Here is a 26,617-nt window from a genome sequence, read left to right as displayed (position 1 = left end):
CCAGGGCCGGCCCGCGGGTCTGCGGGCCTGCGGAGCTACGGGTCCGCGAGCCTGCGGAGCTTCTACGCGAATCGTCCGGCGCGACGGGCCCGGTCGGATCGCCACCACCGGCCGGTGATCCACCAGACCGGCACCAGCAGAACCAGCCAGACGAGCAGCATGACCGGCACGTTCTTGCCGGCGGCGGCTGCCACGGCCCCCGCCGCCGCCGCACACAGGGCGATCGCGCCCGCGGTCTTGCCCCAGCCCAGGAACTCGGGGGGCAGCCCCCGTCCCCGAGCGGAGTGGCGGCGCGCCGACCACACCGCGCTCCCGCCCGCGTACAGGCCGAAGGCGCCGACGGGAATCAGGCCCAGGCCGATCACGCAGGTGAGCAGCGGCTCCCCGACGGGCGTATCGGAGGACGTCTGCGCGACGTCTCCCCGCCGGACCTCGACGGCGTAGTCCCGCCACACGGTGACCGTCACCTTGTCACCGGGGCGCAGCCTCTTGAGCAGCGGTCCCGCCCCGCCCATGTCGATCTCGGACGGCACCGGGCCGAGGCCGTCCAGGTACAGCGTGTACTCCGCCGTCTTCGGCTGATCGCGGATCACGGTGCGCTTCACGGTCGCGTCGAGGTCACGCAGACAGTCGGCGTGGGACGGGGACCCGGTGGCGCACGGCGTCGCGGCGGCGAACGCCCTCTCATCTTTGATCAGGCTGGGCACCGCGGCCAGCGCCAGCGCCCCGACGAGCAGGGCGAAGCCGCCGAGCAGGGCGACGCACAGGCCCCCGACGCGGTACCCGAGGGCCCGCGCCCGGACGGCGAACTCCGAGGACGGCAGCCGGGGGCGGCGTCCGCCGGCCGGATCGGCGGGTCCTGGCATGTGGGCTTCCCTCCCCGGGGTTGATCATTCCCCCCGGAAACCTACTGTTCAGGGCGGTCCGGGCCAAAGCGGAGCCGGGCGCGGGGCTCCGCCGTCATAAGGCGCGGGCGCCGAGAAGGAAGAGTTCCGGGGGATCGGGATCCCGGGGAAGCGCGTCACGGAGGACGGCTCCGGACGGGCCGGAACCGGACGAAGACCCAGGCGCCCGGGCGAGCGGGGGCACCGGACGGTCAGGACCGCCCTCCCCCGGTGTTCCGCAGGGGCTCAGAAGCCCTTGGGGCCGACGCCGGGCGCCCCGGGCAGTTCCGGGTTCTCCGGCTGCTCCAGGGGCGGCAGGGCCGCCAGGCGGTCCCAGGAGACCTGGCGCTCGCGCAGGTCTCCCCGGATGCGGGCGGCGAGCTTCTTGGTGTCACGCCGGTTCATCACGGCGCCGACGGCCGCGCCCACCAGGAACGGGGTCAGGTTCGGCACGTTGCGCACCATGCGCCGCATGATCTGCTGGCGCAGCTCGCGCTTGAGCTGGCCGCCGAAGGCCACATTGGCGGTGGCCAGAGTGGTGGCCAGATGGCCGGGGTCGAGCCCGCGCTCCTCGGTCCAGGAGGTCAGATACGCGGTCGAGCGCTGGGTGAGCGTGCCGGGCGGCCGTACACCGTAGAGCTCGTGCAGCTCGGCGATGAGTTTCAGCTCGATCGCGGCGACCCCGGTGATCTCGGTGGCGAGTTCGGCGGGCACCGCCGGCGGTACGGGCAGCATGGCGGCGGCACCGACACCGGCGCCCACGGTGGCGCTGGCGCGCGCCGCACCGGCGACCAGCTTGTCGGCGATCTCCTCGGGCCCGAGGCCGGGGAACTGCCGGCGCAGGGTCGCCAGGTCCCGTACGGGGACGCGCGGGGCCAGGTCGATGACGCGGTCGGCGAGATAGCCGAGACCGGCCTTGGCGCCTTGGCCGCCGCGCCTGACTCCGCGCCGTACGGCGTCGATGCGGGCGCTGTCGATCCGTACGCGGTCGAGCCGGACGCGCACGGGGTTGGCCACCCGCCGCAGAACGCCCCGCTTGCGGGCGTCGCCGGGCCCATGGACCTCGGAGCCGTCGGCCTCGGAGCCGCTACGGCCCGCGGGGCCACCGGCGCTGCCGCCGGGGCCGTCACGGTCGGCGCCGGGTGCGTCACCCTCGGGGCTCTCGCCCTGAGGTGCGCCGGCCCGGGGACCGTCTCCGCCGGCGTCGTGGGTGCCCCGGAAGAGATTCCGGGGAAGCTTGCGGAGGGCGTTCCGGGCGGCATTGCCGCGCCGGTCCTCCTCCGGGACGGGCCGTCGTGCGGCCCGGTGTGACGCGTCCGATGCTTCGAGCGAGGCCGTGGGGCCCCGCCCGTCGTCACGTGCGCCAGGTGTGGGCAGGTGGACGGAGTGCTCGGCCGAGGAATCGTCATGGACGTCCTTGGCCGGGCCCGAGCCGTCCTGGTACGCCTCCGGTCTCCCGGGGAGCCGGAGCCGTCGCTTCCGAGACGGTGTGTCGCCTGCCACGGCGGTCTGCCTCAGTCGCAGTCGCGGCAGATCGGCTGACCGTTCTTCTCCCGAGCCAGCTGGCTGCGGTGGTGCACGAGGAAGCAGCTCATGCAGGTGAACTCGTCGGCCTGCTTGGGCAGGACCCGGACGGCCAGCTCCTCATTCGAGAGGTCGGCGCCCGGGAGCTCCAGGCCCTCGGCGGCCTCGAACTCGTCGACGTCGACGGTCGAGGTCGACTTGTCGTTCCGGCGGGCCTTCAGTTCTTCAAGGCTGTCCGAGTCGACGTCGTCGTCGGTCTTGCGTGGGGTGTCGTAATCCGTTGCCATGTCGCTCTCCCCCTCTGGGTGGTTGCGGTGTCTCCAGCGCACGTAACGCGTGAGAGGCCGGACTTGTGCCCGACCCGAGGCGGAGATTTTGCCTCACATCAAGGTCTGTTACTCAATCGACACCCAATCCGCCCCCTCAAGAGTGAGCGGGTTTGGGTGGCGAACCGGACCGTACACGGTCCATCGGACCTCCCTCACGGGTGCCACCCCGTGTACTTCCCGCCATTCAGGCCCCTGAAAACCCGGACTTTTCCGGGCTTTACGGGAGAATTCTCGATCACGGAGAGTGGAGGACCGGATACTCATTCCTGTGATCGATCACACAGGAGCGCTCCGGGAATGAGAATCGGAAATTCCGCGCAAGGCGAACAAATCCGTTCGGCTTGCACAGTGTAGTCAGATCGGAAGTGTGACGCGCATCACGAGTCCGCCCCCTTCCCTGGGCTCGGCGATGATACGACCACCGTGGGCGCGCGCGACGGAGCGCACGATCGACAGCCCCAGGCCCACACCCTTGTCGCTGCCGGTGCGCTCCTGGCGGAGGCGCCGGAATGGCTCGAAAATGTTGTCGATCTCGTACGCCGGGACCACGGGCCCCGTATTGGACACCACCAGCTCCGCCAGGCCGCCCCGGGTGGCGGTGGAGACCTCCACCCAGCCGTCCTCGGGGACGTTGTACCGGATGGCGTTCTGCACCAGGTTCAGGGCGATCCGCTCCAGCAGGACGCCGTTGCCCTGGACCACCGCCGGGGCCCGCTCGCCCCGGAGCCGTACGCCCTTGGCCTCCGCCTCGGCGTGCGACTGGTCCACCGCGCGCGAGGCGACCTCGGCGAGGTCGACCGGTTTGCGCTCGACGATCTCGTTGTCGCTGCGGGCCAGCAGGAGCAGGCCCTCGACCAGCTGCTCGCTGCGCTCGTTGGTGGCCAGCAGGGTCTTGCCGAGCTGCTGGAGCTCGATGGGCGCCGCCGGGTCCGAGAGCTGCACCTCCAAAAGCGTGCGGTTGATCGCGAGCGGGGTGCGCAGCTCGTGCGAGGCGTTGGCGACGAAGCGCTGCTGGGCCGTGAAGGCGCGTTCCAGGCGCTCCAGCATCTCGTCGAAGGTGTCGGCCAGCTCCTTGAGCTCGTCGTCCGGGCCGTCCAGCTCGATCCGCCGGGACAGGTCCGAGCCGGCCACCCGGCGGGCGGTACGGGTGATCCGGCCCAGCGGGGAGAGCACCCGGCCGGCCATCGCGTACCCGAAGGCGAAGGCGATGATGCTGAGGCCGAGCAGCGCGAACAGGGAGCGGCGCAGCAGGTCGTCCAGGGCCAGGTCGTTCTGGTGCCGCAGACACAGGCTCACGGCGTTGTTGAGCTGCTCGCCGGTGGTGTTCTCGGGGAGCAGGCACCAGTTGGTGGTGGCCCGGACGGTGCCGTTGACCACCTTGAACGGCAGCTCGGCGTTGCTCCCTCGCAGGACCTGCGCGGCGAACAGGTAGATGATCGCCAGCAGCAGGATGCCCGCGATCAGGAACATCCCGCCGTAGAGCAGGGTGAGCCTTATCCGGATCGTCGGGCGCAGCAGCGGGCGGACCGGATCGCGCGGGTCCCAGGTCGGCTTCGGAGGGGCGTTCAGGGGCGGCGGGGACTGGGCCATCGAGTCAGATCCGGTATCCCGAGCCGGGGACCGTGACGATGACCGGCGGCTCGCCCAGTTTGCGGCGCAGGGTCATCACGGTGACGCGGACGACGTTGGTGAACGGGTCCGTGTTCTCGTCCCAGGCCTTCTCCAGGAGCTGCTCGGCCGAGACGACCGCGCCCTCGCTGCGCATCAGCACCTCCAGGACCGCGAATTCCTTGGGCGCCAGCTGGACCTCCTTGCCGTCGCGGAAGACCTCGCGCCGGTTGGGGTCGAGCCGGATGCCCGCGCGCTCCAGGACGGGCGGGAGCGGGACGGAGGTACGCCGGCCCAGCGCGCGTACGCGCGCGATGAGCTCGCTGAAGGCGAAGGGCTTGGGCAGATAGTCGTCGGCGCCCAGCTCCAGGCCCTCGACGCGGTCGCTGACGTCGCCGGAGGCGGTGAGCATCAGGACGCGGGTCGGCATGCCGATCTCGACGATCCTGCGGCACACGTCGTCGCCGTGGACCAGGGGAAGGTCACGGTCGAGGACGACCACGTCGTAGTCGTTGACCCCGACGCGCTCCAGAGCGGCGGCGCCGTCGTACACGACGTCGACCGCCATGGCCTCCCGCCGCAGTCCGGTGGCCACGGCATCCGCGAGCAGCTGCTCGTCCTCGACGACGAGTACGCGCACGTCTGTCAATCCTTTCCTGGGCCCTGGTCCTGGTCCTGGGGACGGACGGGCGGGCGGTCTCACGCACGGACTGTGCGGTGTCCATCCTGCCCCGAACGCGCGTAAACCGGCTGTAAGGCGGTTCTCCGGGCGGCCGGGGCTCCGGAGGGGGACGGGGGCACTCCGGGGGATCCAGAGGGCTCCGCAGGGGTACGGAGAGGTGCTGAGGGGCAGCGAGCGGCGGTACGGGGCGGGTGCGACGGGCGGCGGGAGCGAGGGGCCCGTGACCGGGGTGGCGCGTGCGGTGGCGTGGCGGGTGGCCGGACCCTGGCGAACGGCTTCGGAGAATTCATCTGATTCTCGGCCCGGTTGAGGTTTCTCTGAGGAAACGGTTGGGGAGGACGACTGCAACCCCGCGATCACGCCGTAGACGGTACCCAGTCGCCACTCTCTGTCCCCCAGAGGCTGCGGTGCGTGATCCGCCCACCCGAGGCACTCCCGTGCCAACGACCCACGACGAGGGGGCGCACGATGGACGCTTTCACCGCAGGACTGCTGCACCGCATCAGGACCACCCAGTCCGACCTCACGCACGCTCGTGAGACGGGCGACGACTTCCTCGCGGACGTCGAGCAGGCCGAGCTGGACGACCTGCATCGCCTCGCCGCCGAACACGGCGTGGAGGTCGGCGCACCCCGCGCCTGACCCGACGACCCGACCGAGGCCCCCCGAGCCACCGGCTCCAGGGGGGCCTCGGTCATGCCCGGCCGGACTCCGGAAGGGGCCTCCCCCGTCCCGCGCTCGTGCGAGTGGCGGGTGGCGGGGTACGGCGGGCAGCGGGTGTACGGCGAGGGGGACGCACCAGGGCCCGGCCCCGGCGGCACACGCCCGCTCCACCCACCCGCGCCACCCGCCTGTCCCGGCCGGACACGCGTGGCGCGGCGGCTCAGTCGTGCCAGGCGCCGGCCTCTTCCAGCAGCTCCTGGAGCACGCCGAAGATCCCCTCCGGCGCCGCCAGGGTCAGCTCGCCCGACGGCCGGTCGCCCGGCCGGCCGCCCGTCAGGGCACCGGCCTCGCGCGCGATCAGGTCGCCCGCCGCGTAGTCCCAGGGGTTCAGTCCGCGCTCGTAGTAGGCGTCAAGCCGCCCGGCGGCGACATCGCAGAGGTCGATGGCGGCGGAGCCGGCCCGCCGTATGTCGCGGACGAGCGGGATGAGGCGCTGGGCGACGTCCGCCTGGTGGGCACGGCGTTCCTGGAGGTAGCCGAAGCCGGTGGCGACGAGGGCCTGGCCGAGTTCCGGCGAGGGCCGGACGACCAGGCGCCGCTCGCCGAGCCAGGCGCCGCCGCCGCGCACCGCGTGGAAGGTCTCGCGGCGCAGGGGGACCTCGACGACGCCGACGAGCGTCTCGCCGTCCCGTTCGGCGGCGATGGAGACGGCCCAGGTCGGCAGGCCGTAGAGATAGTTCACGGTGCCGTCGAGCGGGTCGACGATCCAGCGGATCCCGCTGGTGCCGGGGGTGGACGCGCCTTCCTCCCCGAGCACCCCGTCCTCGGGGCGGTGCTCGGCGAGGAAGCCGGTGATCAGCTTCTCGGCGGCGATGTCCATCTCGGTGACCACGTCGATGGCGCTCGTCTTGGTCCTGGCCACCGTCAGGTCGTCCGGCCGTCCGTCGCGCAGCAGCGCTCCGGCCCGGCGCCCGGCCTCCAGGGCCAGGTCGAGGAGTTCGGACAGCAGGGGGTCGGTCACGGGATGGCTCCTTGGGGCCGAGGGTCTGTCTTCTCGGATCGTGCCGTGCTCGGGGCTCGCGGGGTCCGGCCCGATCCGCGGGACGGCCCCTGGGGGCGTCCGGCGGATCGAAGCCGGACGGTCCCTACGCGTACGGGCTGTCGGCGCCGGCGGCGGCGGCCCGTTCCGTCCGGGCCGGGCAGCAGCCGATGGGGCACAGGTCGTGGGACGGCCCGAGCGTCCCGAGGGCGCAGGGGGTCACCCGCCGCCCGCGTTCGGTCGCGGCCCGGTCCAGGACGATCTCGCGCACGGCGGCGGCGAACCGGGGGTCGGCCCCGACGGTGGCCGAGCGCCGTACCGGCAGCCCCAGCTCGTCGGCCTTGGCGGTGGCCTCGGTGTCGAGGTCGTACAGGACCTCCATGTGGTCCGAGACGAAGCCGATCGGCACCATGACGGCGGCCGGGACTCCGGCGCCGTGGAGTTCCTCCAGGTGGTCGCAGATGTCGGGCTCCAGCCACGGGATGTGGGGGGCGCCGCTGCGGGACTGGTAGACGAGCTTCCAGGGGTGGTCGACGCCGGTCTCCTCGCGGACCGTGTCGGCGATCAGCCGGGCGATGTCGAGGTGCTGCTTCACATAGGCGCCGCCGTCGCCGTGGTCGCCGACCGGGCCGGAGGTGTCGGCGGCGGACTCGGGGATGGAGTGCGTGGTGAAGGCGAGGTGAGCCCCGTCCCGCACGGCCGGGTCGAGGGCGTCGAGCGCGGCGAGGACCCCGTCGATCATGGGGCGGACGAAGCCGGGGTGGTTGAAGTAGTGCCGCAGCTTGTCGACGCGGGGCAGCGGCAGGCCTTCCGCTTCCAGCGTAGCGAGCGCGTCGGCGAGGTTCTCGCGGTACTGCCGGCAGCCGGAGTAGGAGGCGTACGCGCTGGTGGCGAGGACCGCGATGTGGCGCCGTCCGTCGGTGATCATCTCGCGCAGGGTGTCGGTGAGGTACGGCGCCCAGTTCCGGTTGCCCCAGTAGACCGGCAGATCGAGGCCGGACGCGGCGAAGTCGGCGCGCAGCGCGTCGAGCAGGGCGCGGTTCTGGGCGTTGATGGGGCTGACGCCGTCGAAGAGGAAGTAGTGCCGGCCCACCTCCTTCAGCCGTTCCTTGGGGATGCCGCGGCCGCGGGTCACGTTCTCCAGGAACGGGACCACGTCGTCCGGGCCCTCGGGGCCACCGAAGGAGAGCAGCAGCAGGGCGTCGTACGGGGCGGGATCGAGCTCGTCGGACATGCCACCGATCCTGCCACTCGCCTCCGACGGCCCGGGTCGCGGCCCGGCCGGAAAAAGCGAGTGACCGTATGACTTCAAGACCGTAAGCTTTAGCAGTTAACTACAGGTGCCGGGCCGCACTCGCCCGCCCGTGTCCCGGCCATGCCCCCGCGCGCCCCTGGCGTGCCCCCGGCCCGCTCGGGCAGCGTGGCGACCGGTCCGGCACTTGCGTACGCGGCTGGCCGCCCGAGCCCGGAGTCCACCTTGCCCAGTCCCTATCGCGCGATCTTCGCGGCCCCCGGCACCGCGTCGTTCTCCGCCGCCGGCTTCCTCGGGCGTATGCCGCTGTCCATGATGGGCATCGGCATCGTGACCATGATCTCCCAGGTCACCGGGCGGTACGGGCTGGCCGGCGCGCTCTCCGCCACGCTCGCCATGTCCGCCGCCGCGCTCGGCCCGTGGGTCTCCCGGCTCGTCGACCGGCACGGGCAGCGGCGCGTCCTGCGCCCGGCGGCGCTGATCGCGCTCGCCGCCGCCGCGGGGCTGCTGCTCTGCGTTCAGTACGAGGCGCCGGACTGGACGCTGTTCGTGTTCACGGCGTGCGTCGGCTGTGTGCCGAGCCTCGGCTCGATGGTCCGGGCCCGCTGGGCGGACGTCTACCAGGGCGACGCCCGGCGGCTGCACACCGCGTACTCGTGGGAGTCGATCGTCGACGAGGTGTGCTTCATCTTCGGCCCGATCATCTCCATCGGTCTGTCCACCACCTGGTTCCCCGAGGCCGGCCCGCTGCTCGCGGGCGCCTTCCTCGCCGTCGGCGTCTTCTGGCTGACCGCGCAGGCCGCCACCGAACCGGTGCCCCACCCGCGCGGCACGACCACCGGCGGCTCCGCGCTGCGCTCGCCGGGACTGCAGATCCTGACCCTCGCCTTCGTGGCCACGGGCGCGGTCTTCGGCGCCGTGGACGTGGTGACCGTCGCCTTCGCCGAGGAGCGGGGCAGCAAGGCCGCGGCCAGCCTGGTCCTCGCCGTCTACGCGCTGGGTTCGTGCGCCGCCGGCGTGGTCTTCGGCCTGCTCCATCTCAAGGGCGAGCCGTCGGTGCGCTGGCTCGTCGGGGTCGTCGCGATGGCCGTGAGTATGATCCCCCTCCTACTGGCCGGGAGCCTGCCGTTGCTGGCCGTGGCGCTCTTTGTCGCGGGTCTGTCCATCGCACCGACGATGGTGACCACGATGGCCCTCGTCGAAGCGCACGTACCGCGTTCCAAGCTGACCGAGGGCATGACCTGGACGGGCACCGGCCTCGCGGTCGGTGTGGCGCTCGGCTCGTCGGCCGCCGGCTGGGTGGTCGACGCGTCCGGCGCGAAGTCGGGGTACGTGGTGCCCGTGGTGTCGGGCGCGCTCGCGGTCGTGGTGGCGCTTCTGGGCCACCACCGGCTGCGCAGGCCGGTGACGCCGACGCGGGAGGGGCAACCGGGTGAGCGGGACGGACAGGACGGACAGGACGGACAGGACGGACAGGACGGACAGAGCGGACAGGCCGTACGGAGCGAGCGGTCCGGGCGGGACGAGCGGGCCGGGCACGCGGGGGCCGGGGAGCGCCGGGACGGCGGGCGGCCCGTGGCGTAACTGGGCGGGCAACGTCACCTCCCGGCCCGTCCGGGAGGTGAGCCCCGCCTGCGCCGAGGAGGTCGCCGACGCCGTGCGGCGGGCGGCCGAGGACGGACTGCGGGTCAAGACGGTCGGCACCGGCCACTCCTTCACGTCGATAGCGCAGACCGACGGCGTCCTGATCCGGCCCGGACTGCTCACCGGCATCCGCCGGATCGACCGCGAGTCGATGACCGTGACCGTGGAGTCCGGCACCCCGCTCAAGCGGCTCAACGTGGCGCTGGCCCGGGAGGGTCTGTCGCTCGCGAACATGGGCGACATCATGGAGCAGACGGTGGCCGGGGCCACCGCCACCGGCACCCACGGCACCGGCCGCGACTCGGCCTCTCTCGCCGCGCAGATACGCGCGCTCGAACTGGTCACCGCCGACGGACGCCTGACGACCTGCTCGAAGAGCGAGAACCCCGAGATCTTCGCCGCCGCCCGGGTCGGTCTCGGCGCCCTCGGCGTGGTCACGGCCCTCACCTTCGCCGTCGAGCCGGTCTTCCTGCTCACCGCCCGCGAGGAACCCATGTCCTTCGATCGGGTGAGCGCGGAGTTCGACGCGCTGCACGCGGAGAACGAGCACTTCGAGTTCTACTGGTTCCCCCACACAGACAACTGCAACACCAAGCGCAACAACCGCAGCGCGGGCCCCGCCGCTCCGGTCGGGCGCTTCGCCGGCTGGTTCGAGGACGAGTTCCTGTCCAACGGGGTCTTCCAGGCCGCCTGTTCCCTGGGCCGTGCCGTGCCGCCGGTGATCCCGTCGCTGGCCCGCCTGTCCAGCCGGGCCCTCTCGGCCCGTACGTACACCGACATCCCCTACAAGGTGTTCACCTCGCCCCGCCGGGTGCGCTTCCTGGAGATGGAGTACGCGCTGCCGCTCGCGGTGGTGGTGCCGGCGCTGCGCGAGCTGAAGGCGATGATCGAACGCTCGCCGCTGAAGGTGAGCTTCCCGGTGGAGGTGCGGACGGCGCCCGCCGACGACATCACCCTGTCCACGGCCTCGGGCCGGGACACCGCCTACATCGCGGTGCATCTGTATCAGGGGACGCCGCACCACGCGTACTTCACGGCGGTGGAGCGGCTCATGACCGCGTACGGCGGCCGGCCGCACTGGGGGAAGGTGCACACCCGGGACGCGGCCGCCTTCGCGGAGCTGTATCCGCGCTTCGCCGAGTTCACGGCGCTGCGGGACCGTCTCGACCCGGACCGCCTCTTCGGCAACGACTATCTGCGGCGGGTCCTGGGCGACTGACGCCCCCGCGATCCCTGTCCCCTGCCCCCTGTCCCCTACGGCTTCTCCCTTACTCTCCGTTCGGCACCTCGGGGTTCACGGATGCCGGGGCCGGCGGCGTGGATGGGGGCGTGAGGCCACCCGTCTCCGCCGGTGCGGTGGGCGCGGGGTCGGAGCCGGAGCCGGGGGTGGTGCCGCCGCCCGGGGCGGGCGAGGGAGTGCCGGTGCCCGTGCCGGTGCCGGTGTCGGTGCCGGTGGTGTCGCCCGGGGCGGGCGTACCGGTATTCCGGTCCGGGGCGGGCGTGGGGGTGCCGGTGCCCGCGGTGCCGCTCGGGGACGGCCGGTCCTGCCCGGCGCCGCCCTGACCGCCCTGGTCCTGCGGGCCGGTGCCGTCGCCCTGGCCACTCCCGCCGGGCTCCCCGTTTTCGCCGCTTCCGCCGTTTCCGCCGTTTCCGCCGTTCTCGCTTCCGTGACCGTCCCGGGCTCCGCCGTCGCCCCGGACCACGGAGCCGAAGGTCGTACGGCCCTTGGTGCCGCCGAGGTCCTGACCGGAGGTCAGCTCGTACGTGGTGATGCCGCCCATCGCGAGGGCGAAGACGGCGGCGGCGCCGAGCGCGGGACGCTTCCAGCCGCGCATCCGGGTGCCGTGCGTGGTGGGGGTCCCGAACTCCTCGTCGGGCATATGCCCGTACGGGGCGGTGGCCACCGGGTCCGGAAGTGAGGGCGGAACCAGGACCGCCGTCGGGGTCGGAGTCGGGGTGGCGGTCGGGGTCAGGGTCGGGGTTGCCGCCGGGCCCGGGGCCGGAAGCGGGGTGGCAGCCGGCCGGGGCCTGCGCATCTGCTCGCCGGTGCGCTTGAAGACGTGCTGGAGGACCGGGCCTCCGCAGGTGGCGACGACGCTGATCACGCCCGCGCCGATGATGGTCCCGTAGACCCCGAGAGTGGAGGCGAGCTTGGCGGCGAGCACGGCGGCGAAAGCGCTGCCCGCGACCTGAGGGACGCTCAGGTCGAACCTCTTCTTCTGTTCCCGCCCCTCCCCCTGGTCCTTCTCCGTACTCTCGGGCTCCGTGCCGGTGTTCGGCGTGTCACGCATCTCCGACCCCTGCTTGTTCATCCGTTCGACCATGCACCCAGAAGGGACAAATAGGAGGAGGGAATAGTTCCGCTTCTGCCGGTTCTGTGAAGAGCGACACGCAGGGCCCCAAACCCCCGAAACTCGACTCCCGTGACACCCGAGAACTCGGGCGGCGCGCCGGTCCACCCCGGTGGTCCGAATGGAGTACTGTGACGAGCCCTGGGTCCGGACCCCTCGCGGGTGTCCGGAAACGACGGAAAGGGGGCCGAAGGTGGCACTCGAACCGGTGGCGCCGCGGGCACCGCACGAACACCCGTGACTCGGCGTGGCATCCTGTCACCCTGGGTCGCGAAACGGGTAACCGTGTCATACGGCGTTCCAGGGTCCAGGCCCGACACGCCGGGCGAATCGGCAGGGTTGTGGCAGGCTGCACCCGGGCAGGCCACACTCGACTAGCGGAAGCAGCGACGCACGTGACGTCGGCAGGCACCACCCGGGAGGTTCCCATGCCCGAACTGCGTGTCGTGGCCGTCTCGAACGACGGCACACGACTGGTGCTGAAGGCTGCGGACAGCACGGAGTACACCCTTCCGATCGACGAGCGGCTGCGCGCCGCCGTACGCAACGACCGTGCGCGGCTCGGCCAGATCGAGATCGAGGTGGAGAGCCACCTCCGCCCCCGTGACATCCAGGCGCGGATACGTGCCGGTGCCTCCGCCGAGGAGGTCGCGCAGCTCGCGGGCATCCCCGTCGAGCGGGTACGGCGCTTCGAGGGCCCCGTCCTCGCGGAACGCGCCTTCATGGCGGAGCGGGCCCGCAAGACCCCCGTCCGCAGGCCGGGCGAGAACACCGGCCCCCAGCTCGGCGAGGCGGTACAGGAGCGGCTGCTCCTGCGCGGTGCCGAGAAGGACAACGTGCGGTGGGACTCCTGGCGACGGGACGACGGCACATGGGAAGTGCTGCTCGTCTACCGGGTCGCGGGCGAGGTGCACACGGCGAGCTGGACGTACGAGCCGCCGCGGCGGCTCGTCCAGGCCGTCGACGACGAGGCGCGGGCGCTGATCGGCGAGACCGACGACACCCTGGCCGCCGCGCCGGAGCCGAGCTTCCCGTTCGTGCCGCGGATCGCCCGGCTGCCCCGGGACCGGCCGCTGGACCGCACGCTCGACCGCCCCTCGGAGCGCACGCCCGCCCCGGCTCCCGAGCCGGAGGAGGAACGCGACTCGCTGACCAGCCTCCTGGAGGCCGTGCCGAGCTTCCGCGGCGACATGGTCGTACCGGAACCGGCCACTTCGGAGTCCGCCGAGGAGGCCGAGGCCGACGTCGAGGAGCCGCCGGCGCCCGCCGCCTCCGCCGGAGCGGGCGCGGCCTACGCCGACGTCCTGATGCCGCGCGCCGTCTCGGGTCACCGCGACCGGCTCACCGGCACCACCGACCGTCAGGCCGAGGCCGACGGCGTGCGGCCCGGCCGTCGCGCGGCGGTCCCGAGCTGGGACGAGATCGTGTTCGGCACCCGGCGCAAGAAGCAGGAGTGACGCGCGCGTACGTCGGCGTACGTGTGTCCGCGTGAGCAGATGATCGCGTGACGGAGGGGCCCGCTGCCGGGTGACGGCCGCGGGCCCCTTTGTCGTGCGGATCTGTCGTGCGGTGTCGTCGGCCGGCCCGGCCTGGGAGGACGCCGGCCCGGGCCTTGGGCCGTACGTGACCTGCCGTCAATCGCCACACGCGGGCCGTGGTCGCGGTCGTGACCGTGGTCGTGACCGCGACAGGGAGGGTCCGCTACTCGGGGTCCGGGCCCGTCGCGACCGGGCGGGCCGGGTCGGCCGACCATTCGGACCAGGAACCGGCGTAGAGCGCGGCGGGGATCCCCGCGACGGCGAGCGCCAGGACCTCGTGGGCGCCGGAGACGCCCGAGCCGCAGTAGACCGCCACCTCGGACGCCTCCGTGGCGCCGAGTGCGGCGAACCGCGCCGTCAGGACGTCGGCCGGGAGGAAACGGCCGTCCGGTCCGACGTTCTCGGTCGTCGGGGCGCTCACCGCGCCCGGGATGTGGCCGCCGACCCGGTCGATCGGCTCCACGTCGCCCCGGTAGCGTTCGGCGGCCCGGGCGTCCAGGAGCAGACCCGCCCGGGCCAGGGCCGCCGCGCCGTCCGCGTCGAGCAGGCCGAGGGCGCCCGGCTCCGGTACGAAGTCGCCCGGCGCGGGATCCGGAGTGTCGCGCGACAGCTCACCCGTCCAGGCGGCGAGACCGCCGTCGAGGACCCGCACGTTCGGGTGACCCGCCCAGCGCAGCAGCCACCAGGCGCGGGCCGCGGCCCAGCCGAGCCCGCCGTCGTAGACGACGACCGGGGTCCGCGCCGACACGCCCGCGCGGCGCATCGAGGCGCCGAAGGCGTCCGGGTCCGGCAGCGGGTGCCGGCCGCCCTTGCCGGGCGGGCTCGCCAGCTCGGCGTCCAGGTCCACGTAGACGGCTCCGGGCAGATGTCCGATCTCGTACTCGGGCCGCCCGGGCGGGCCGCCGAGGCTCCAGCGGACGTCCAGCAGGACCGGAGGCGTCGCCCCGGCCGACTCGCTCACGAGTTCGCTTACGGAGATGATGGGCTTCATGGGTGCCATCCTCGCGCAGCCCGCGCCCTGAACACGGCCCCTTGGGGATTCCGGGATTCCGCGCGTCCGCGTCGGGACGCGCGGGCGTCGTACAGACGCTTCGCACAGAGACTTCGTACAGGGGCTTCGTACGGAGGCTCGTACGGCCTTCGCGGCCCGGGGCCACGGGCCGTTCGCGCGAACTCGCCGCCCGGCCGGGGCGTGGGCTGAGCGCGCCGTGTGCCGCGTGGTGCGACGATCGGCGCGGGACACGAAGGGTGCCCGACGGGACACCCGGGAACGGTCGCAGGTGTAGGACGGGCGGACGGCGGGCAAAGGCCCGCCGCGGCGCGGCCCCGTACGGCCCGCCGGAATTCACCTCGTACGGCCACTGGCGAGGAGAGAGTGACGATGACCGAGGCGACTCGGCGGACACCCGGCACACCCTGTTGGGTGAGTTTGATGGTGCATGGACTTGACGCGACGCAGGAGTTCTACGCCACGCTGTTCGGCTGGGAATTCGAGCCGGGCCCCCAGCAGCTCGGCCCGTACGTGCGCGCGCTGCTCGACGGACGGGAGGTCGCCGGGATCGGTCAGCTGCCGCCGGACCGGCATCTGCCCGTCGCCTGGACCACCTATCTGGCCACGGACGACGCGGGCGAGTCGGCGGAGACCATCCGCTGCTGCGGCGGCACGGTGGCGGTCGGCCCGCTGGAGGCGGGCGACGCCGGGCGGATGGCGATCTGCGCGGACCCGGCGGGCGCCGTCTTCGGCCTGTGGCAGGCGAAGGCGCATCTCGGCACGGCGAAGGCCGGACCGGCCGGAACACCGGTCTGGAACGAGCTGCTGACGTACGAGACGGGCTCGGTCGCCAAGTTCTACCGGTCCGTCTTCGCCTACGAGGCCGAACCCCTCGTCTCCGCCGGCCACGACTACGTGACCCTGCGCCTCGACGGCCGGCCCGTCGCCGCCCTGCACGGGGTGGGCACGGGGCTGCCCCGGGACCGGGGCGCGCACTGGATGACGTACTTCGAGGTCGGCGACGTGGACGCGGCGGCCCGGCTGGTCGCCGAACTGGGCGGGCAGGTGCTGCGCCCGCCGCGCGAGGGCACGGCGGGGCGGCCGGTCCTGGTGGCCGACCCCGAGGGAGCGGTCTTCACCCTCGTGCAGGCGGAGGACGGGGAGGCGGACCCGCCGCGAGTGCTCTGACCCGGCCGGTCCACCGGGGCCTCCGGGGCCTCCGGGTCCCCGCTCGCTCTTCCGGCCGGTTGTCCCCGCGTCCGCTCCTGCCGGTCTGCCGTCCCCGCGCTTCTTTCTCCTCCCGTCTCCCTCAGGTGCGGGCCGGGAGGGGCAGGGCGAGTTCGGCGAGCCGTTCGGACGGGAAGTGCGGCTCGCCGGGGTGCCCGGCCACGTAACGGACGGCCTCGGGGCGCAGCCCCGGATGCGTGACCGGGCGCATGCAGTAGCCCACGGCGCGCAACAGCGGCGCGAGGCTCGCGGCCGCACCGTCCGGGACGGTGGGCTCCGTGCCGCTCTCCAGATCGGTCACCAGATGGTCGACGATCGTCAGCGGGACGCGGTTGCTGTTCTCGTACGGGGTGAGCCGGGCGAGCACCGTGCCGGTGCCCACGCGCGCGATGGGCACGCCGAAGTACACGGCGGCGGTGATCATCGCCGTGGAGAAGCAGCCGACGACGAGACGGGGCCGGCAGCGGGCGTAGAAGGTCTCGGCGAGCAGCGGACCGTCCAGGACGGTGAGGGTGACGCCCGCGCGGTCGGCCTCCTCGTACAGGGCCGCCGTCTGGCTCGCCGGTGCCGTGGGGTGCGGCTTGAAGACGATCGAGCGGTGCCCGGCCGCGGCCGCGCCGCGCACCATCCGTACGTGCAGATCCTCCTCTTCCTCGGCGGTGAGGATGCCGAGGGCGGCGAGGTACTGGCCGAGGAGCAGCGCGGTGGGCGCGGTGGCGACCGCGGCGGTGAGGGCGGCGTTCTCCGCCGAGTCCTCCGACGCCGCCGCGATCTCGCGCAGCACGGCGCGGAAGGCGTCGTCGGGGACCAGTTCGGCGCCGACGCCGTACTCGGTGAGGAGCAGCGGCACCAGGCCCGGTACGAGGTCCAGGTGGAGCACCCGGCGGAGGCGGCAGGCGATCGAGTGGGACAGCTCGTCGCGGGTCGGGCCGTAGCTCATCAGGCCGTCGGCGTAGACGTGGACCGGGCTCTCGGCGAACACGGTGGCGAGCGCCCGGGCCGGATTGACCTGGATGGACTCGACGACCAGCTCGACCGGAGCGGCGGCGAGGTCCCAGGCCGTACGCAGCACCCGCTGCCAGAGCGGGGCCTCCTCGGGGCGGGGCGACCAGGTGCCGGGGTGGTGCGGGCGGATGGTCTCGTTCCAGTCGAGGACCTCGTCGAAGCGGGTCGCGATCCGCTCGTAGCCGGTCATCGTCTCCAGGCGGACGGCCGTCTCGGGGATCTCGGCGTTGTTCGAGACGAGCAGCAGGCGGCGGGCCTCGCCGGGGGCGCCGAACAGCCCGGCGTCGAGGGCGGCGGCCACGGTGGCGGCGCCGTAGAGGGTGGACACCTGGAAAATCTGGACGCGGCGGGGATCGGCGGGTGATGCGCGGCGGGGAGCCTCGTGTTGGGGGGAGTCGGTCTTGGCGGAGCCGGGCCGGGGGGAATCAGGCCTGGAGGAGCCGGGCCGGGTGGTGGGGGCCATGGGTCAGGCGGCCTTTCCGGTGTCGCGCAGGCTCCTCAGGAGGGCGCTGCGGGTGGTGTCCATGGTCGCGAGGGTCTCGTCGAGGACCGTCTGCGGCATCCGGCGCAGCGCGTCGGTGACATCGCGGCGCAGCCGCTTGCCCACGGCGGCCTCGTACTGGTCGGCCTTCGCCAGGTGGAAGGCGATCATCGCGCAGTACGTGCGGACGGCCTTGGGCAGGAAGCGGTCGGCCTCGCGGTCCCGGGAGACCTCGTCGATCAGCAGGTCGTAGGACGGGATGAAGTCCAGCTGGCGGTGGTCGGAGATCTGGGTGAGCGAGGTGGTGACACCGCGCCGGTAGAAGACGCCGTGCAGGGAGAGCGCCGCGTAGCTGGTGGCGGCGAGGTGGAGGCGCCAGATCCAGAGCCGGTCCTCGGCGGTGCGCAGCGCCGTCTCGAAGCGTCCCGCCCCGTTCCGGAAGAGCGAGGCGCGGTAGACGCCGAACGGCACGAACGGATAGTCCACCATCGTCACCATCGAGGACGGCGCGATGCCGTCCCGGGGGTCCATGACGGTGTCGCGTTCCTTCGCAGGCGCGTAGCGGATCCGTCGGTCGCGGCCGGTCGCCAGGACATGGTCGGTGCGGGCGAACTCGCAGCCCAGTCGGTGGATTCCGGTCACCATGGCGCGCAAGTGGCCGGGGGCGTACCAGTCGTCGCCGTCGAGGAAGGTGAGGTAGTCGCCGGTGGCCGCGTCGATGCCGGTGTTGCGCGCCTGGGCGACGCCGAGGTTGGTCGCGTGGCGGATGACGGTGGCCTGGGGGATACGGCTCTTCCAGCGGTCGAGGAGGTCCGGCGTCTCGTCGGTGGAGTGATCGTCGATCAGCAGGAACTCGGTGTCGTCGTCCGCGTTGTCGGCGAGACTGCGCAGGGTGTCGGGGGCGTAGGGCCCGACATTGTGGAAGGGCACGACGACGGACAGTTTCGGCACTCTGACTCACCAACTCGTGGATCGGTACGGGGGTCGGGCAGACGGGGCGGGCGGACGGGGGCAGGGGTTCGCTCCGTCGGACGGGACGGACGCGCGCGGGCGGTGAACTCCCGTCATGTGGTGGGTGGGCGGCTTGGGGCGCTCGGGGTGCTCGGGGTGCTTGGGACGCTCTGGTCACTCGGACGCCTTCGGCGGTGGAGCAGGGCGGTGGCGAGGAGGCCGAGGAGGGCCACCGCGCCGACGGCGCCGCCGAGTTTCATGCCGGGTGGGCGGAAGGAGCAGGTCACAAAGGTGGCCCGGCCGTCGAGGGGAACGGCGAGAAGGCCGAGGCGGCTGTGCGCGGGCTTCAGGGGCACGTCGCCGGCGGCGCAGCGCCAGCCGCGGATACGGGGGACGGCGAGGACCGCCGTGCCGGTGCTGCCCGCGGGCAGGTCGGCGGTGAGGGTGTGGCCGGTCGCGCGGACGGCGGTGGCGCCGGTGGCGGTCAGGTCGCGTACGGCGCTCTGGAGTCGCTGCCGGTCCAGACAACCGATCGGCCGCGCGGGCAGCTTGGGGACGGAACCGGCCGGACCGGCCTTCGGCTCGGGCCGCAGTTCGATCCGTACGGCCGTGGAGCCGGGCACCGTGCCGAGCCGCCGCATGGGCGCCAGGACCGAGGGTGGCTTTCCGGCGAACGGCACGGGCCCGCCGCCGCCCGCGAGTGTGGCCGTGCCCTGGAACTCGGGGGCCCAGAACCAGACCTCCGAGCCGGCCGGGCAGCTCGCGGCGAGGGCGGTGGTCGGGGCGGCGGTGGCGGTGGCGGTGGCGGCGGAGCGGCCAGGGATAACGGTACGGCGTGGGGCGGCCGGCACCTCGTACACCGTGCGCCCGAGCATCCGCTCCTGGCGGGCGAAGGCGGAGTCCACACTTCCGCCTGCTCTCAGTCCCGGGGGCGGGACCGGGGCGCTCGGGTGGACGGTGACGAGCGGCGGTACGGGGGTGTCGGTGACGGTGATCGCGGCCTTGGGCAGCCGGTCGAGCGCGAGCGGGCCCTCGGGCGTGGAGCGCATCCGGGTGCCGATGGAGAAGATCGCGTCGGTGACGGGGTTGTCGAGGCTCACCGGGTGGCGGCCCTTGGCGTAGGAGCCGAAGCCGAGACCGGCGAGGGTGCGCGCGTACGTATCGGAGGTGAGGCTGCTGTAGTAGTCGGCGCCTTCGCCGCCGACCAGCAGGACGTCGTTGCCGCCCGGGACTTCGCCGGGGTCGGTGCGATGGCGGGGCCAGTCGTCCTTCCGGGCGACGGCGCGCGCCATGTCGGTGTGCCAGGGCCCGACCCGGGGCGCCCAGGAGACCTCGCTCAGCTGCTGCTCCTCGATGCGCTTGCCGGTGACCAGGGCCTCCCCCGCCTGCGCGGCGAGCAGCAGGACGACGGCCACGACGGACAGCAGCCGGCCGGCGGGGCGGCGGGCCCGGGCGAGCAGGGCGGCCGCGGCGGCGAGCGTGCCGAGGAGTGCGGCGCCGGCGGCGGCCGGGTAGGTCCAGCGGTCGATGTCGACGGTGCCCGCGGCGGCCCACGCGAGGAGGCCGAGCGCGCCGGCGCCGCCGAGCAGCGCGCGCGTCCGGGGTACGCCGCCGGCCACGGACAGCCAGGCGGCCATCAGCAGCAGCCCGCACAGGACGAAGGTCTGACGGTACGGAATGCCGTTCGGCGAGGTGCCCGCGTGCCAGAGCAGGTGCGTCGGCTCCCATTGGAGGGAGAGGGTGACCAGCGCGATCGCCGTGATCCAGCCGGCCCGGACGCGACCGGCGACCGTGCCGTTGAAGGGCAGCGTGAGGGCGAGCGCCAGAGCGGGTGTGCCGATGAACAGGGCCGGCGTGGCCACGCTCGCCGTGGCCGGCAGGAAGCGGGCGGCGACATCGGCCCAGGCGGCCGCGGCGAAGGGGGTCGGCGGGGTCGGGGCGGCGGCCTTGGTGCCGAGGAAGATGACGACGACGAGCGGGGCGGCGAGCCCGATGCCGAGGGCGACGGTGCGGGTGGCGCGCAGCAGCGCGGTGAGCCCGTGGCGGGGGCGGGGGCTCGGGCGCGGGCTGGGGCGCGGGGGAACGACGCCGGCGGCTGCGGAGGGTGAAGGGTCCGGGAAGCCTTCCGGCCGGGTGCCGGGGCGGAGATCGCGGTCGGTGTCGTCGGCCGTGAGCAGCCGGACGAGGAGGACGACGGCGGCGCCGATCGTGGCCATGTACGCGGTGTAGAAGTTGGCGAACCACGCGAGCGCGACGACCAGCGGCCCGAGGAGCGGACGGCGCCCCCGGCGTGCCCACTCCCCCGCCAGGCACAGCAGCGGGAAGGCGACGAGCCCGTCGAGCCACATCGGCACGGTGGCGCCGTAGTTGAAGGTCCAGCTGGACAGCGCGTACGCGGTGCCGAGGATCGCGGCGACCGGCCACGGGCCGCGCCGCAGGGTGAGCAGCAGGACCGCCATGACCGCGCCCGCCGTGACGATCTTGAGCGCGGTGACGGTGTACAGGGCGAGTTCGGGGCGGTCGGCCGGGAAGAGGACGACGAGCAGGTCGAAGGGGCTGCCGAGGTACGTGCCGAAGTCGCCCAGGAAGTTGGTGCCGAACCCCGACGCCCAGTTCAGGAACAGGTCGCCGTGGGTCCGGCCGAGGAGAAGCTCGCGCCAGTAGGCGTGGAACGGCAGATACTGCTGGCCCAAGTCGACGATGTTGCGGGTGCGGGTGCCGAACGGATAGCTGCCGGCGAGCCGTCCGGCCAGGCAGAAGAGCACTCCGGTGAACAGCGCCGCGCCGGCCGCCGCCCGGAGCCGGGGCCGGGACCGGGACGGCTTCGGCGAACCGTGCGTCCTTGAAGGCCCGGACGGCTGGGACGTCCCGTGTGTCCCGGGTGCCCGGGGTGCCCGGGAATCAGCCTCGGCCTGGGACTCGGCTGCGGGTGGCACACGTCCTCCTGGTGACCGGCGCGGCTCGGCGGACGGCACGGCTCGGCTCGGTATGCCGGACTGCGGGGCGCCGCTCGGCACGCAATCTGATCGTCGTAGAAACGCATTACCCCCGAGCAGGGCGACCGCCGGCCGATCGGCAGGAGGTCTCCGGGCACACCGCAGGTGAACAGCCGGTGCCCGGCACCGCCGCCCCGGCCGGCTCGGGCGGTGGCCGGACGGCCGGTGCCCGAGCGAGCCGTATCCCGACCGCCGTCCGATCACCGTCCGACCGCCGCCCTATGAGCCCGCCCGATCACCCTCCGGCCGGCGGGCGGCAGATCACCGGGTGTCGCCGGCGGGTGCGCGGCCCAGGGCTGTCACCGCCAGGGCCCCGGCGGCGAGGACCGCACCCAGATACATGACGGCCCCGACGCCGAACCCGTCCGCCGCGCGGCCACCGGCGAACGCGCCCAGCGCGATCGATCCGTTGAACACGCCGACGAACAGCGCGGACGCGGCCTCGCGCGCCTCGGGGGCCGCCGCGAGCAGCCAGCTCTGGGTGGCGACGGAGACTCCGCCGTACGAAAGTCCCCAGACCGCGAGCAGGACCGCCGCCGTGACGGCCGACCCGCCGACCGCCGGCATCAGGCAGACCGTCGCGGCCAGCACCGGACAGATCGCCAGGAGCGCACCGCGCGGGGAACGCGAAGCGACGGCGCCCGAGAGGAAGTTGCCGGCCACGCCCGCGACGCCGTACACCAGCAGCAGTGTGCCGATCCTGGTCGCGCTCGCGCCCGAAAGCTCTTCGAGGACCGGCCGTACGTAGGTGTAGGCGGCGAAGTGGCCGGTGACCAGGAGCGCCACCACGCCGAGCCCGGTCGCCACCCTCGGCTCGCCGGCGAGCCGCAGCACGCCGCCGAGCCGGATGCCCCGCTCGGCGGGCAGCCTCGGCAACAGCGCCGCCAGGGCCGCGAGTACCACCAGGGCGAGTCCTGCGGCGACGACGAACGACGTACGCCAGCCGGCGAGTTCGCCGACGTAGGTGCCGGCCGGAACGCCGAGCACCGAGGCCACCGCGATCCCGCTGAAGATCAGCGAGGTGGCCGGGCCGACGGATCGCCCCGGGACCAGCCGTACGGCGAGACCGGCCGCCAGGGCCCAGACCCCGCCCATGCCGACGCCGACCAGGACCCGGGCGAGCAGCATGACCGCGAAGTGCGGGGACCAGGCGGCCAGCAGGTTGCCGGCGCTCAGCACCGCCATCAGGGCGCACAGCACCGGGCGACGGGCGAAGCGGGCGAGCGCCGGGGTGAGCAGCGGCGCGGACACCGCGGCGACCAGGCCCGTGAGGGTCAGGGTCAGACCGGCCGTCCCCTCCGTCACCCGCAGATCCCGGGCGAGGGGCGTCAGCAGTCCCACCGGCAGCATCTCGGACGTGACCACGGTGAACGTCGCACCGGCGACGGCGACGACGGCTGGCCGGCCGTCACCTCGGGGACTCGCGACGCTCGCGGTGACGGCGCCGGCAGGGGTGGCGATCTCGGTGGATTGCTCTGTCTGTGCCATGAGTTCAGCCAATCCGCCGCGACCTGCCGGAACAACGGCCAATCCCTCATGCTTCGATGAGCCGGGCTCATCGATCGGTCTGCCCGGCCCACCGCCCGAACCGGGCTTCCGGGCACTGGGGTTGAACCCGAAGCCGACACGAAGAGAAGGGGATCGGGGGAACGGCATGAGCACGGGCAGTCTGCACATCCGCGAGCTGGAGGCCTTCCTCGTCCTCGCCGAGGAGTTGCACTTCGGCCGGGCGGGTGAGCGGCTGTACGTGTCCCAGAGCCGGGTCAGCCAGCTGCTCCGGTCGCTGGAGGGCCGGATCGGCGCCCCCTTGGTGGAGCGGACGAGCCGCCGGGTGAGTCTGACCCCGCTCGGTGCGTCGTTCCTGTCCGCGCTGCGTCCGGCGTACGAGTCGCTGCGCGCGACGGTCGACGAGGCCCGGGCGGCGGCCCGGAGCATCGGCGGGGTGCTGCGGATCGGCTTCCAGGGAACGGTGGACGGCCATCTGGCCCGGGCCATCGCCTGGTTCGAGGAACGCCATCCGCAGTGCGCGACGGAGGTGGTGGAGATCGCGCTGTCCGATCCGTTCGGGCCGGTGCGGCGCGAGGAGGTGGACTGCGCGGTGGTGCTCCTGCCGGTGGCGGAGGACGACTTGGCCCTCGGGCCGGTGTTCTCGCGACAGCCGCAGACCCTGGCGATCTCCGCCCGGCACCCCCTCGCGGCGCGGGAGTCGGTCTCGGCGGAGGAACTGGCGGAACTACGGCTGATCGGCGTCCACGACACCGCGCCCGCGTACTGGCGCCTGGCGCAGGCCCCGCGCGAGACCCCGGCCGGCCGTCCGATCCCGCCCGGCCCCACCGTCAACACCCTTCAGGAGGCCCTCTCGCTCGCGGCGGCGGACCGGGGAGCACTGCTGCTCTGCCGCTCGACGGCCGGGTACCACGCCCACCACGCCTCCCTCGCCTACGTCCCGGTCGAGGGCCTCCCCGACTCCCGCCTCGGCCTGATCCTCCCCCGCGCGAACACCACTCAGAGCGCGCGGGCCTTCGCCGAGGCCCTCGCCCAGTCCCTGGCCGAGACGCCGCCCGATCATTCGACTCGCTGACGAGGGATCACTTCTTCGCCGGACGGACTCGTCAAAGGAAAACGCCGCACCCCCGACCTCGCGTCGGCGGCACGGCGGCGGAACTCCCCGAATGTCAGGCGTGGTTGACAGGCAGGACGTCCGGGGAGAGAGCGCCCGCGCGGGCCGTGGCGCTCGTCACCCGGCGGCGGTGGTGCCGGCGGCAGAGGACCTCGTAGCCGATCTCCTCCGCCGGCCGGTTCACGTCGCCGACGACCACCTGGGCACCTTCCACGACCATCTCGCCGCTCACCGTGCGGGCGTTGTGCGTGGCGCGGGCGCCGCACCAGCACAGGGCCTCGACCTGGAGCTGTTCGATCCGGTCCGCCAGCTCGATCAGCCGCTGCGAGCCGGGAAAGAGCTTGGTGCGGAAGTCCGTGGTGATGCCGAAGGCGAAGACGTCCATGTCGAGGTCGTCCACGATCCGGGCCAACTGGTCGATCTGCTCCGGCGCCAGGAACTGGGCCTCGTCCACGATCACGTAGTCCGCCCGGCCGCCCTTGGAGAGTTCGGTGACCAGGTACGCGTACAGATCCATGCCCTCGGACGCCTCGACGGCCTCCGTCACCAGACCCAGCCGGGACGACAACTTCCCCTCGCCCGCGCGGTCGTCGCGCGTGAAGATCACGCCCTGGAGCCCGCGGGCCGACCGGTTGTGCCCGATCTGGAGCGCCAGAGTACTCTTCCCGCAATCCATGGTGCCGGAGAAAAATACCAATTCGGACATGGAAGGACGGGGACCTTTCAGGATCGGAAAGCTGCGGAACGGCAGAGCGGCGAAACGGTGGACGGCGAACGGACAGAACAGCGGGCAGCAGGCGGAGCGGCGGGAGGGCGCGGGGCACACGTGAAACGGAAGCCCCGCACCTCTCAGGTACGTACTTCGAGGAGCGGAACCAACTGCTCCATCGGCGTCATGGACCCGTGCATGCCCGTCATCGCGGACTCGTTCGGCTCGTTGAGGGACGCGGTGATGGCGATGTCGCCGTCCGCGGCCGCGGCGACGACATCGCCGATCCGGCCGTACACCCGCTCGTCCACGTGCTCGCCGAACCAGCCGAGTGCGATGGCCTCGTCGCGGCTCGCCACCCAGAAGCGGTCGCCGATGACCTCGCGCCAGCAGGTGAGAACGTCGGCCTCGGCCCCGGGGACCGCGTAGACGTGCCGGGCGCGGCCCTCGCCGCCGAGCAGGGCGACGCCGGCGCGCAGCTCCCAGTCCTCGTCGAAGTCGATCCGGTGGTCCTCGTCGAAGGGGATGTCGACCATGCCGTGGTCGGCGGTCACGTACAGCGCCGCGCGGGGCGGCAGCTGCTCGGCCAGCCGCTGGGCGAGCCGGTCGACGAACATCAGCTGGCCGCGCCAGGCGTCCGAGGAGACACCGAAGCGGTGCCCGGCCCCGTCGAGTTCGCTGTAGTACGTGTAGACCAGCGAGCGGTCGCCGGCGGCGAGCTGCTCGGCGGCGAAGTCCACGCGCTCCTCGCCGGACAGCCGTCCGTGGAAGCTGCCGCCGCTCAGCGCGATCTTGGTGAGCGGGGTGTCCGAGAAGATCGGCGAGGAGACCTGGGCGGTGTGGATCCCGGCCTCGTGGGCGAGCTGGAAGACGGTGGGGTACGGCTGCCAGACCCGCGGCGGGGTCCAGGGCTTCCAGCGGAGCTGGTTCATCAGCCCGCCGGTGCCCGGGTCGCGCACCGTGTAACCGGGCAGACCGTGGGCGCCGGGGTGCAGGCCGGTGCCCACCGAGGCGAGCGAGGTCGCGGTGGTGGCGGGGAAGCCGGCGGTGAGGGGGCGCCCGGTGCCGCCGCGCGAGCCGGCGAGCAGCGAGGTGAGGAAGGGGGCCTCGTCGGGGTGGGCCTTGACCTGTTCCCAGCCGAGCCCGTCGACCAGGAAGACACAGACCCGGTCGGCGGGCGCCAGCTCGGCGATCCGCGACTCGAAGCCGGCTACGCCCTGCCCGGCCACGAGCGTGGGCAGCAGGTCGGCGAGGGAGCCGCTGCCGTACTCGGGCAGCGGCGCGGTGGCGGGGTCGAGCGGGATCGGGTCGTCCGGCCAGCCCTGGGCGATGGCGGTGGGCTGGGCCATCAGCGGGCGGTGGAGGTCGACGCGGTGGCCTCGGAGAGGGCCTGGGCGAAGGCGAGCGTCTGCCGGACGGTGTCCGGGCCGTCGCCCGCGTCGCTGACCCGGAGGCTGAGGTCGTCGGCGGTGGCGTTGCCGGTGTAGCCGTGGTCGGCGTCGCAGTTGGGGTCGCCGCAGGCGGCCGGCTCCAGGTCGATCCGGGAGACGGCGCCCCAGCCGATGGTGAGCACGACCTCGCGGGGCAGGGTGCCCGGGGTGTACGACTCGGGGTTGGCGACCATGCGGCTGACGACGACCGAGGAGATCCGGTCCAGGTTGAGGGACTCGGTGGACGTCGTGGCGTACGGCGTCGGGGAGCCGCTGTCGGCGGCCTGCTCGTCGGTGTGGCTGACGATGAAGCGGTTCGCCGTCAGGACCAGCACGGTGACGTGCCGCCGGACCTCGTTCGCGTCGAACGTGGTCTCCTGATGCACCACGTACGACTTGACGGCCTCGCCGCCAACGGCGGACTCCACCGCCTCGGCCACGAGGGCCGGGTAATAGCCGCTGCGCTCGATCGCCGTGCGCAGCCCCTGAGTCGTCGTACCGGTCTTCGCCATGGACTCCATCCTAATCCGTGGGCAAGGACGGCTTGGCCCGCCGAACGGGCGGCCGGGGCCGTTCGGCGGCGCGAGGGCTGTGACATCCGACTCCCCGCCGGGCGTGTGGGGGCATACCGGGCTCGGTCGGGCGCGCACGCGCCGGATCGCACGCCGGATCAGGACCACGTCAGGACCACAC

The 26,617-nt window shown here is 73.3% G+C and carries 22 protein-coding genes; 6 read left to right on the top strand and 16 right to left on the bottom strand.

Annotated features, from left to right (window positions below):
• Window positions 1–62: 62 nt before the first annotated feature.
• The 5 genes from ACGFRB_RS13110 to ACGFRB_RS13090 form a co-directional block, all read right to left on the bottom strand.
• Entirely contained in the window at window positions 63–866 is an 804-nt protein-coding gene (locus ACGFRB_RS13110) for a hypothetical protein (protein ID WP_393242628.1), read from the bottom strand.
• A 264-nt stretch (window positions 867–1,130) separates the two neighbouring features.
• Window positions 1,131–2,387 (bottom strand): hypothetical protein, encoded by a 1,257-nt coding sequence (locus ACGFRB_RS13105; protein ID WP_393242626.1) that lies wholly within the window; start codon window positions 2,385–2,387, stop codon window positions 1,131–1,133.
• An 11-nt stretch (window positions 2,388–2,398) separates the two neighbouring features.
• The gene (locus tag ACGFRB_RS13100) at window positions 2,399–2,695 is read right to left on the bottom strand and encodes a DUF4193 domain-containing protein (protein ID WP_003955561.1); all 297 of its coding nucleotides are present in this window, start codon (window positions 2,693–2,695) and stop codon (window positions 2,399–2,401) included.
• A 396-nt stretch (window positions 2,696–3,091) separates the two neighbouring features.
• Window positions 3,092–4,327, bottom strand: coding sequence for an ATP-binding protein (locus ACGFRB_RS13095; RefSeq protein ID WP_363009579.1), 1,236 nt, complete (start codon window positions 4,325–4,327; stop codon window positions 3,092–3,094).
• Window positions 4,328–4,331: 4 nt separating this feature from the next.
• Window positions 4,332–4,985 carry a response regulator transcription factor gene (locus ACGFRB_RS13090; RefSeq protein WP_363009581.1) on the bottom strand — a complete coding sequence of 218 codons (654 nt, stop codon included), beginning with the start codon at window positions 4,983–4,985 and terminating at the stop codon, window positions 4,332–4,334.
• Window positions 4,986–5,495: 510 nt separating this feature from the next.
• Here ACGFRB_RS13090 and ACGFRB_RS13085 point away from each other — a divergent pair.
• Window positions 5,496–5,669, top strand: coding sequence for a hypothetical protein (locus tag ACGFRB_RS13085; protein ID WP_363009583.1), 174 nt, complete (start codon window positions 5,496–5,498; stop codon window positions 5,667–5,669).
• 241 nt (window positions 5,670–5,910) lie between these two features.
• Here the strand turns inward: ACGFRB_RS13085 and ACGFRB_RS13080 are convergent, their stop codons facing one another.
• Both ACGFRB_RS13080 and ACGFRB_RS13075 read right to left on the bottom strand, forming a co-directional pair.
• The gene (locus ACGFRB_RS13080) at window positions 5,911–6,711 is read right to left on the bottom strand and encodes an inositol monophosphatase family protein (RefSeq protein WP_393242623.1); all 801 of its coding nucleotides are present in this window, start codon (window positions 6,709–6,711) and stop codon (window positions 5,911–5,913) included.
• A gap of 124 nt (window positions 6,712–6,835) precedes the next feature.
• On the bottom strand, window positions 6,836–7,963 hold the full coding sequence (locus ACGFRB_RS13075) for a ferrochelatase (RefSeq protein ID WP_393242621.1): 1,128 nt from the start codon (window positions 7,961–7,963) through the stop codon (window positions 6,836–6,838).
• 243 nt (window positions 7,964–8,206) lie between these two features.
• Here ACGFRB_RS13075 and ACGFRB_RS13070 point away from each other — a divergent pair, with 243 nt between their 5' ends.
• Window positions 8,207–9,565 carry an MFS transporter gene (locus ACGFRB_RS13070; RefSeq protein WP_393242619.1) on the top strand — a complete coding sequence of 453 codons (1,359 nt, stop codon included), beginning with the start codon at window positions 8,207–8,209 and terminating at the stop codon, window positions 9,563–9,565.
• Window positions 9,566–9,602: 37 nt separating this feature from the next.
• Entirely contained in the window at window positions 9,603–10,844 is a 1,242-nt protein-coding gene (locus ACGFRB_RS13065) for a D-arabinono-1,4-lactone oxidase (RefSeq protein ID WP_393242617.1), read from the top strand.
• Between the two features lie 49 nt (window positions 10,845–10,893).
• On the opposite strand, the gene ACGFRB_RS13060 is transcribed toward ACGFRB_RS13065, so the two are convergent.
• Window positions 10,894–11,937, bottom strand: coding sequence for a hypothetical protein (locus ACGFRB_RS13060; RefSeq protein ID WP_393242615.1), 1,044 nt, complete (start codon window positions 11,935–11,937; stop codon window positions 10,894–10,896).
• A 434-nt stretch (window positions 11,938–12,371) separates the two neighbouring features.
• Here ACGFRB_RS13060 and sepH point away from each other — a divergent pair, with 434 nt between their 5' ends.
• Complete coding sequence (gene sepH, locus ACGFRB_RS13055) at window positions 12,372–13,433, top strand: septation protein SepH (RefSeq protein ID WP_393242613.1); 1,062 nt, start codon at window positions 12,372–12,374, stop codon at window positions 13,431–13,433.
• Window positions 13,434–13,677: 244 nt separating this feature from the next.
• On the opposite strand, the gene ACGFRB_RS13050 is transcribed toward sepH, so the two are convergent.
• Window positions 13,678–14,505: a sulfurtransferase gene (locus ACGFRB_RS13050; protein WP_393242611.1), complete on the bottom strand. Its 828-nt coding sequence runs from the start codon at window positions 14,503–14,505 to the stop codon at window positions 13,678–13,680.
• A gap of 390 nt (window positions 14,506–14,895) precedes the next feature.
• Between ACGFRB_RS13050 and ACGFRB_RS13045 the strand changes: the two genes are divergently transcribed.
• On the top strand, window positions 14,896–15,693 hold the full coding sequence (locus ACGFRB_RS13045; RefSeq protein WP_393242609.1) for a VOC family protein: 798 nt from the start codon (window positions 14,896–14,898) through the stop codon (window positions 15,691–15,693).
• A 121-nt stretch (window positions 15,694–15,814) separates the two neighbouring features.
• Here ACGFRB_RS13045 and ACGFRB_RS13040 read toward each other — a convergent pair whose 3' ends face one another.
• The 4 genes from ACGFRB_RS13040 to ACGFRB_RS13025 all read right to left on the bottom strand — a co-directional run bounded on the left by ACGFRB_RS13040 (window position 15,815) and on the right by ACGFRB_RS13025 (window position 22,653).
• On the bottom strand, window positions 15,815–17,065 hold the full coding sequence (locus ACGFRB_RS13040) for a polysialyltransferase family glycosyltransferase (protein ID WP_393242607.1): 1,251 nt from the start codon (window positions 17,063–17,065) through the stop codon (window positions 15,815–15,817).
• 138 nt (window positions 17,066–17,203) lie between these two features.
• A complete protein-coding gene (locus ACGFRB_RS13035; protein ID WP_363009603.1) occupies window positions 17,204–18,169 on the bottom strand; it encodes a glycosyltransferase family 2 protein in 966 nt (321 codons plus the stop codon).
• A gap of 113 nt (window positions 18,170–18,282) precedes the next feature.
• On the bottom strand, window positions 18,283–20,934 hold the full coding sequence (locus ACGFRB_RS13030; RefSeq protein WP_393242605.1) for a YfhO family protein: 2,652 nt from the start codon (window positions 20,932–20,934) through the stop codon (window positions 18,283–18,285).
• Window positions 20,935–21,426: 492 nt separating this feature from the next.
• Window positions 21,427–22,653 (bottom strand): MFS transporter, encoded by a 1,227-nt coding sequence (locus ACGFRB_RS13025; protein ID WP_393242603.1) that lies wholly within the window; start codon window positions 22,651–22,653, stop codon window positions 21,427–21,429.
• A 166-nt stretch (window positions 22,654–22,819) separates the two neighbouring features.
• On the opposite strand from ACGFRB_RS13025, the gene ACGFRB_RS13020 reads away from it, so the two are divergent.
• Window positions 22,820–23,746 (top strand): LysR family transcriptional regulator, encoded by a 927-nt coding sequence (locus tag ACGFRB_RS13020; RefSeq protein WP_393242601.1) that lies wholly within the window; start codon window positions 22,820–22,822, stop codon window positions 23,744–23,746.
• A gap of 94 nt (window positions 23,747–23,840) precedes the next feature.
• Here the strand turns inward: ACGFRB_RS13020 and ACGFRB_RS13015 are convergent, their stop codons facing one another.
• From ACGFRB_RS13015 to ACGFRB_RS13005, 3 genes are all read right to left on the bottom strand, one after another.
• A complete protein-coding gene (locus ACGFRB_RS13015) occupies window positions 23,841–24,491 on the bottom strand; it encodes a thymidine kinase (protein ID WP_393242599.1) in 651 nt (216 codons plus the stop codon).
• Between the two features lie 143 nt (window positions 24,492–24,634).
• Entirely contained in the window at window positions 24,635–25,843 is a 1,209-nt protein-coding gene (locus ACGFRB_RS13010; protein ID WP_393242597.1) for an alkaline phosphatase family protein, read from the bottom strand.
• Complete coding sequence (locus ACGFRB_RS13005; protein WP_361223792.1) at window positions 25,843–26,445, bottom strand: DUF5998 family protein; 603 nt, start codon at window positions 26,443–26,445, stop codon at window positions 25,843–25,845. The genes ACGFRB_RS13010 and ACGFRB_RS13005 overlap by 1 nt, the downstream gene beginning before the upstream one ends.
• Window positions 26,446–26,617: the final 172 nt, after the last annotated feature.

Source organism: Streptomyces sp. NPDC048718, assembly GCF_043198875.1.
Taxonomy (GTDB): domain Bacteria; phylum Actinomycetota; class Actinomycetes; order Streptomycetales; family Streptomycetaceae; genus Streptomyces.
Note: the sequence above shows the minus strand (reverse complement) of the source record. Positions and strands in the feature narration are given on the sequence as shown.

What these genes read in the sequence shown, in the direction of transcription:
- ACGFRB_RS13050 (WP_393242611.1), bottom strand. Translation starts at nt 14,505, where the DNA reads ATGAAGCCCATCATCTCCGTAAGCGAACTCGTGAGCGAGTCGGCCGGG.
- ACGFRB_RS13095 (WP_363009579.1), bottom strand. Translation starts at nt 4,327, where the DNA reads ATGGCCCAGTCCCCGCCGCCCCTGAACGCCCCTCCGAAGCCGACCTGG.
- ACGFRB_RS13045 (WP_393242609.1), top strand. Translation starts at nt 14,896, where the DNA reads ATGACCGAGGCGACTCGGCGGACACCCGGCACACCCTGTTGGGTGAGT.
- ACGFRB_RS13005 (WP_361223792.1), bottom strand. Translation starts at nt 26,445, where the DNA reads ATGGAGTCCATGGCGAAGACCGGTACGACGACTCAGGGGCTGCGCACG.
- ACGFRB_RS13020 (WP_393242601.1), top strand. Translation starts at nt 22,820, where the DNA reads ATGAGCACGGGCAGTCTGCACATCCGCGAGCTGGAGGCCTTCCTCGTC.
- ACGFRB_RS13025 (WP_393242603.1), bottom strand. Translation starts at nt 22,653, where the DNA reads ATGGCACAGACAGAGCAATCCACCGAGATCGCCACCCCTGCCGGCGCC.
- ACGFRB_RS13085 (WP_363009583.1), top strand. Translation starts at nt 5,496, where the DNA reads ATGGACGCTTTCACCGCAGGACTGCTGCACCGCATCAGGACCACCCAG.
- ACGFRB_RS13060 (WP_393242615.1), bottom strand. Translation starts at nt 11,937, where the DNA reads ATGAACAAGCAGGGGTCGGAGATGCGTGACACGCCGAACACCGGCACG.
- ACGFRB_RS13010 (WP_393242597.1), bottom strand. Translation starts at nt 25,843, where the DNA reads ATGGCCCAGCCCACCGCCATCGCCCAGGGCTGGCCGGACGACCCGATC.
- ACGFRB_RS13015 (WP_393242599.1), bottom strand. Translation starts at nt 24,491, where the DNA reads ATGTCCGAATTGGTATTTTTCTCCGGCACCATGGATTGCGGGAAGAGT.
- ACGFRB_RS13100 (WP_003955561.1), bottom strand. Translation starts at nt 2,695, where the DNA reads ATGGCAACGGATTACGACACCCCACGCAAGACCGACGACGACGTCGAC.
- ACGFRB_RS13110 (WP_393242628.1), bottom strand. Translation starts at nt 866, where the DNA reads ATGCCAGGACCCGCCGATCCGGCCGGCGGACGCCGCCCCCGGCTGCCG.
- ACGFRB_RS13075 (WP_393242621.1), bottom strand. Translation starts at nt 7,963, where the DNA reads ATGTCCGACGAGCTCGATCCCGCCCCGTACGACGCCCTGCTGCTGCTC.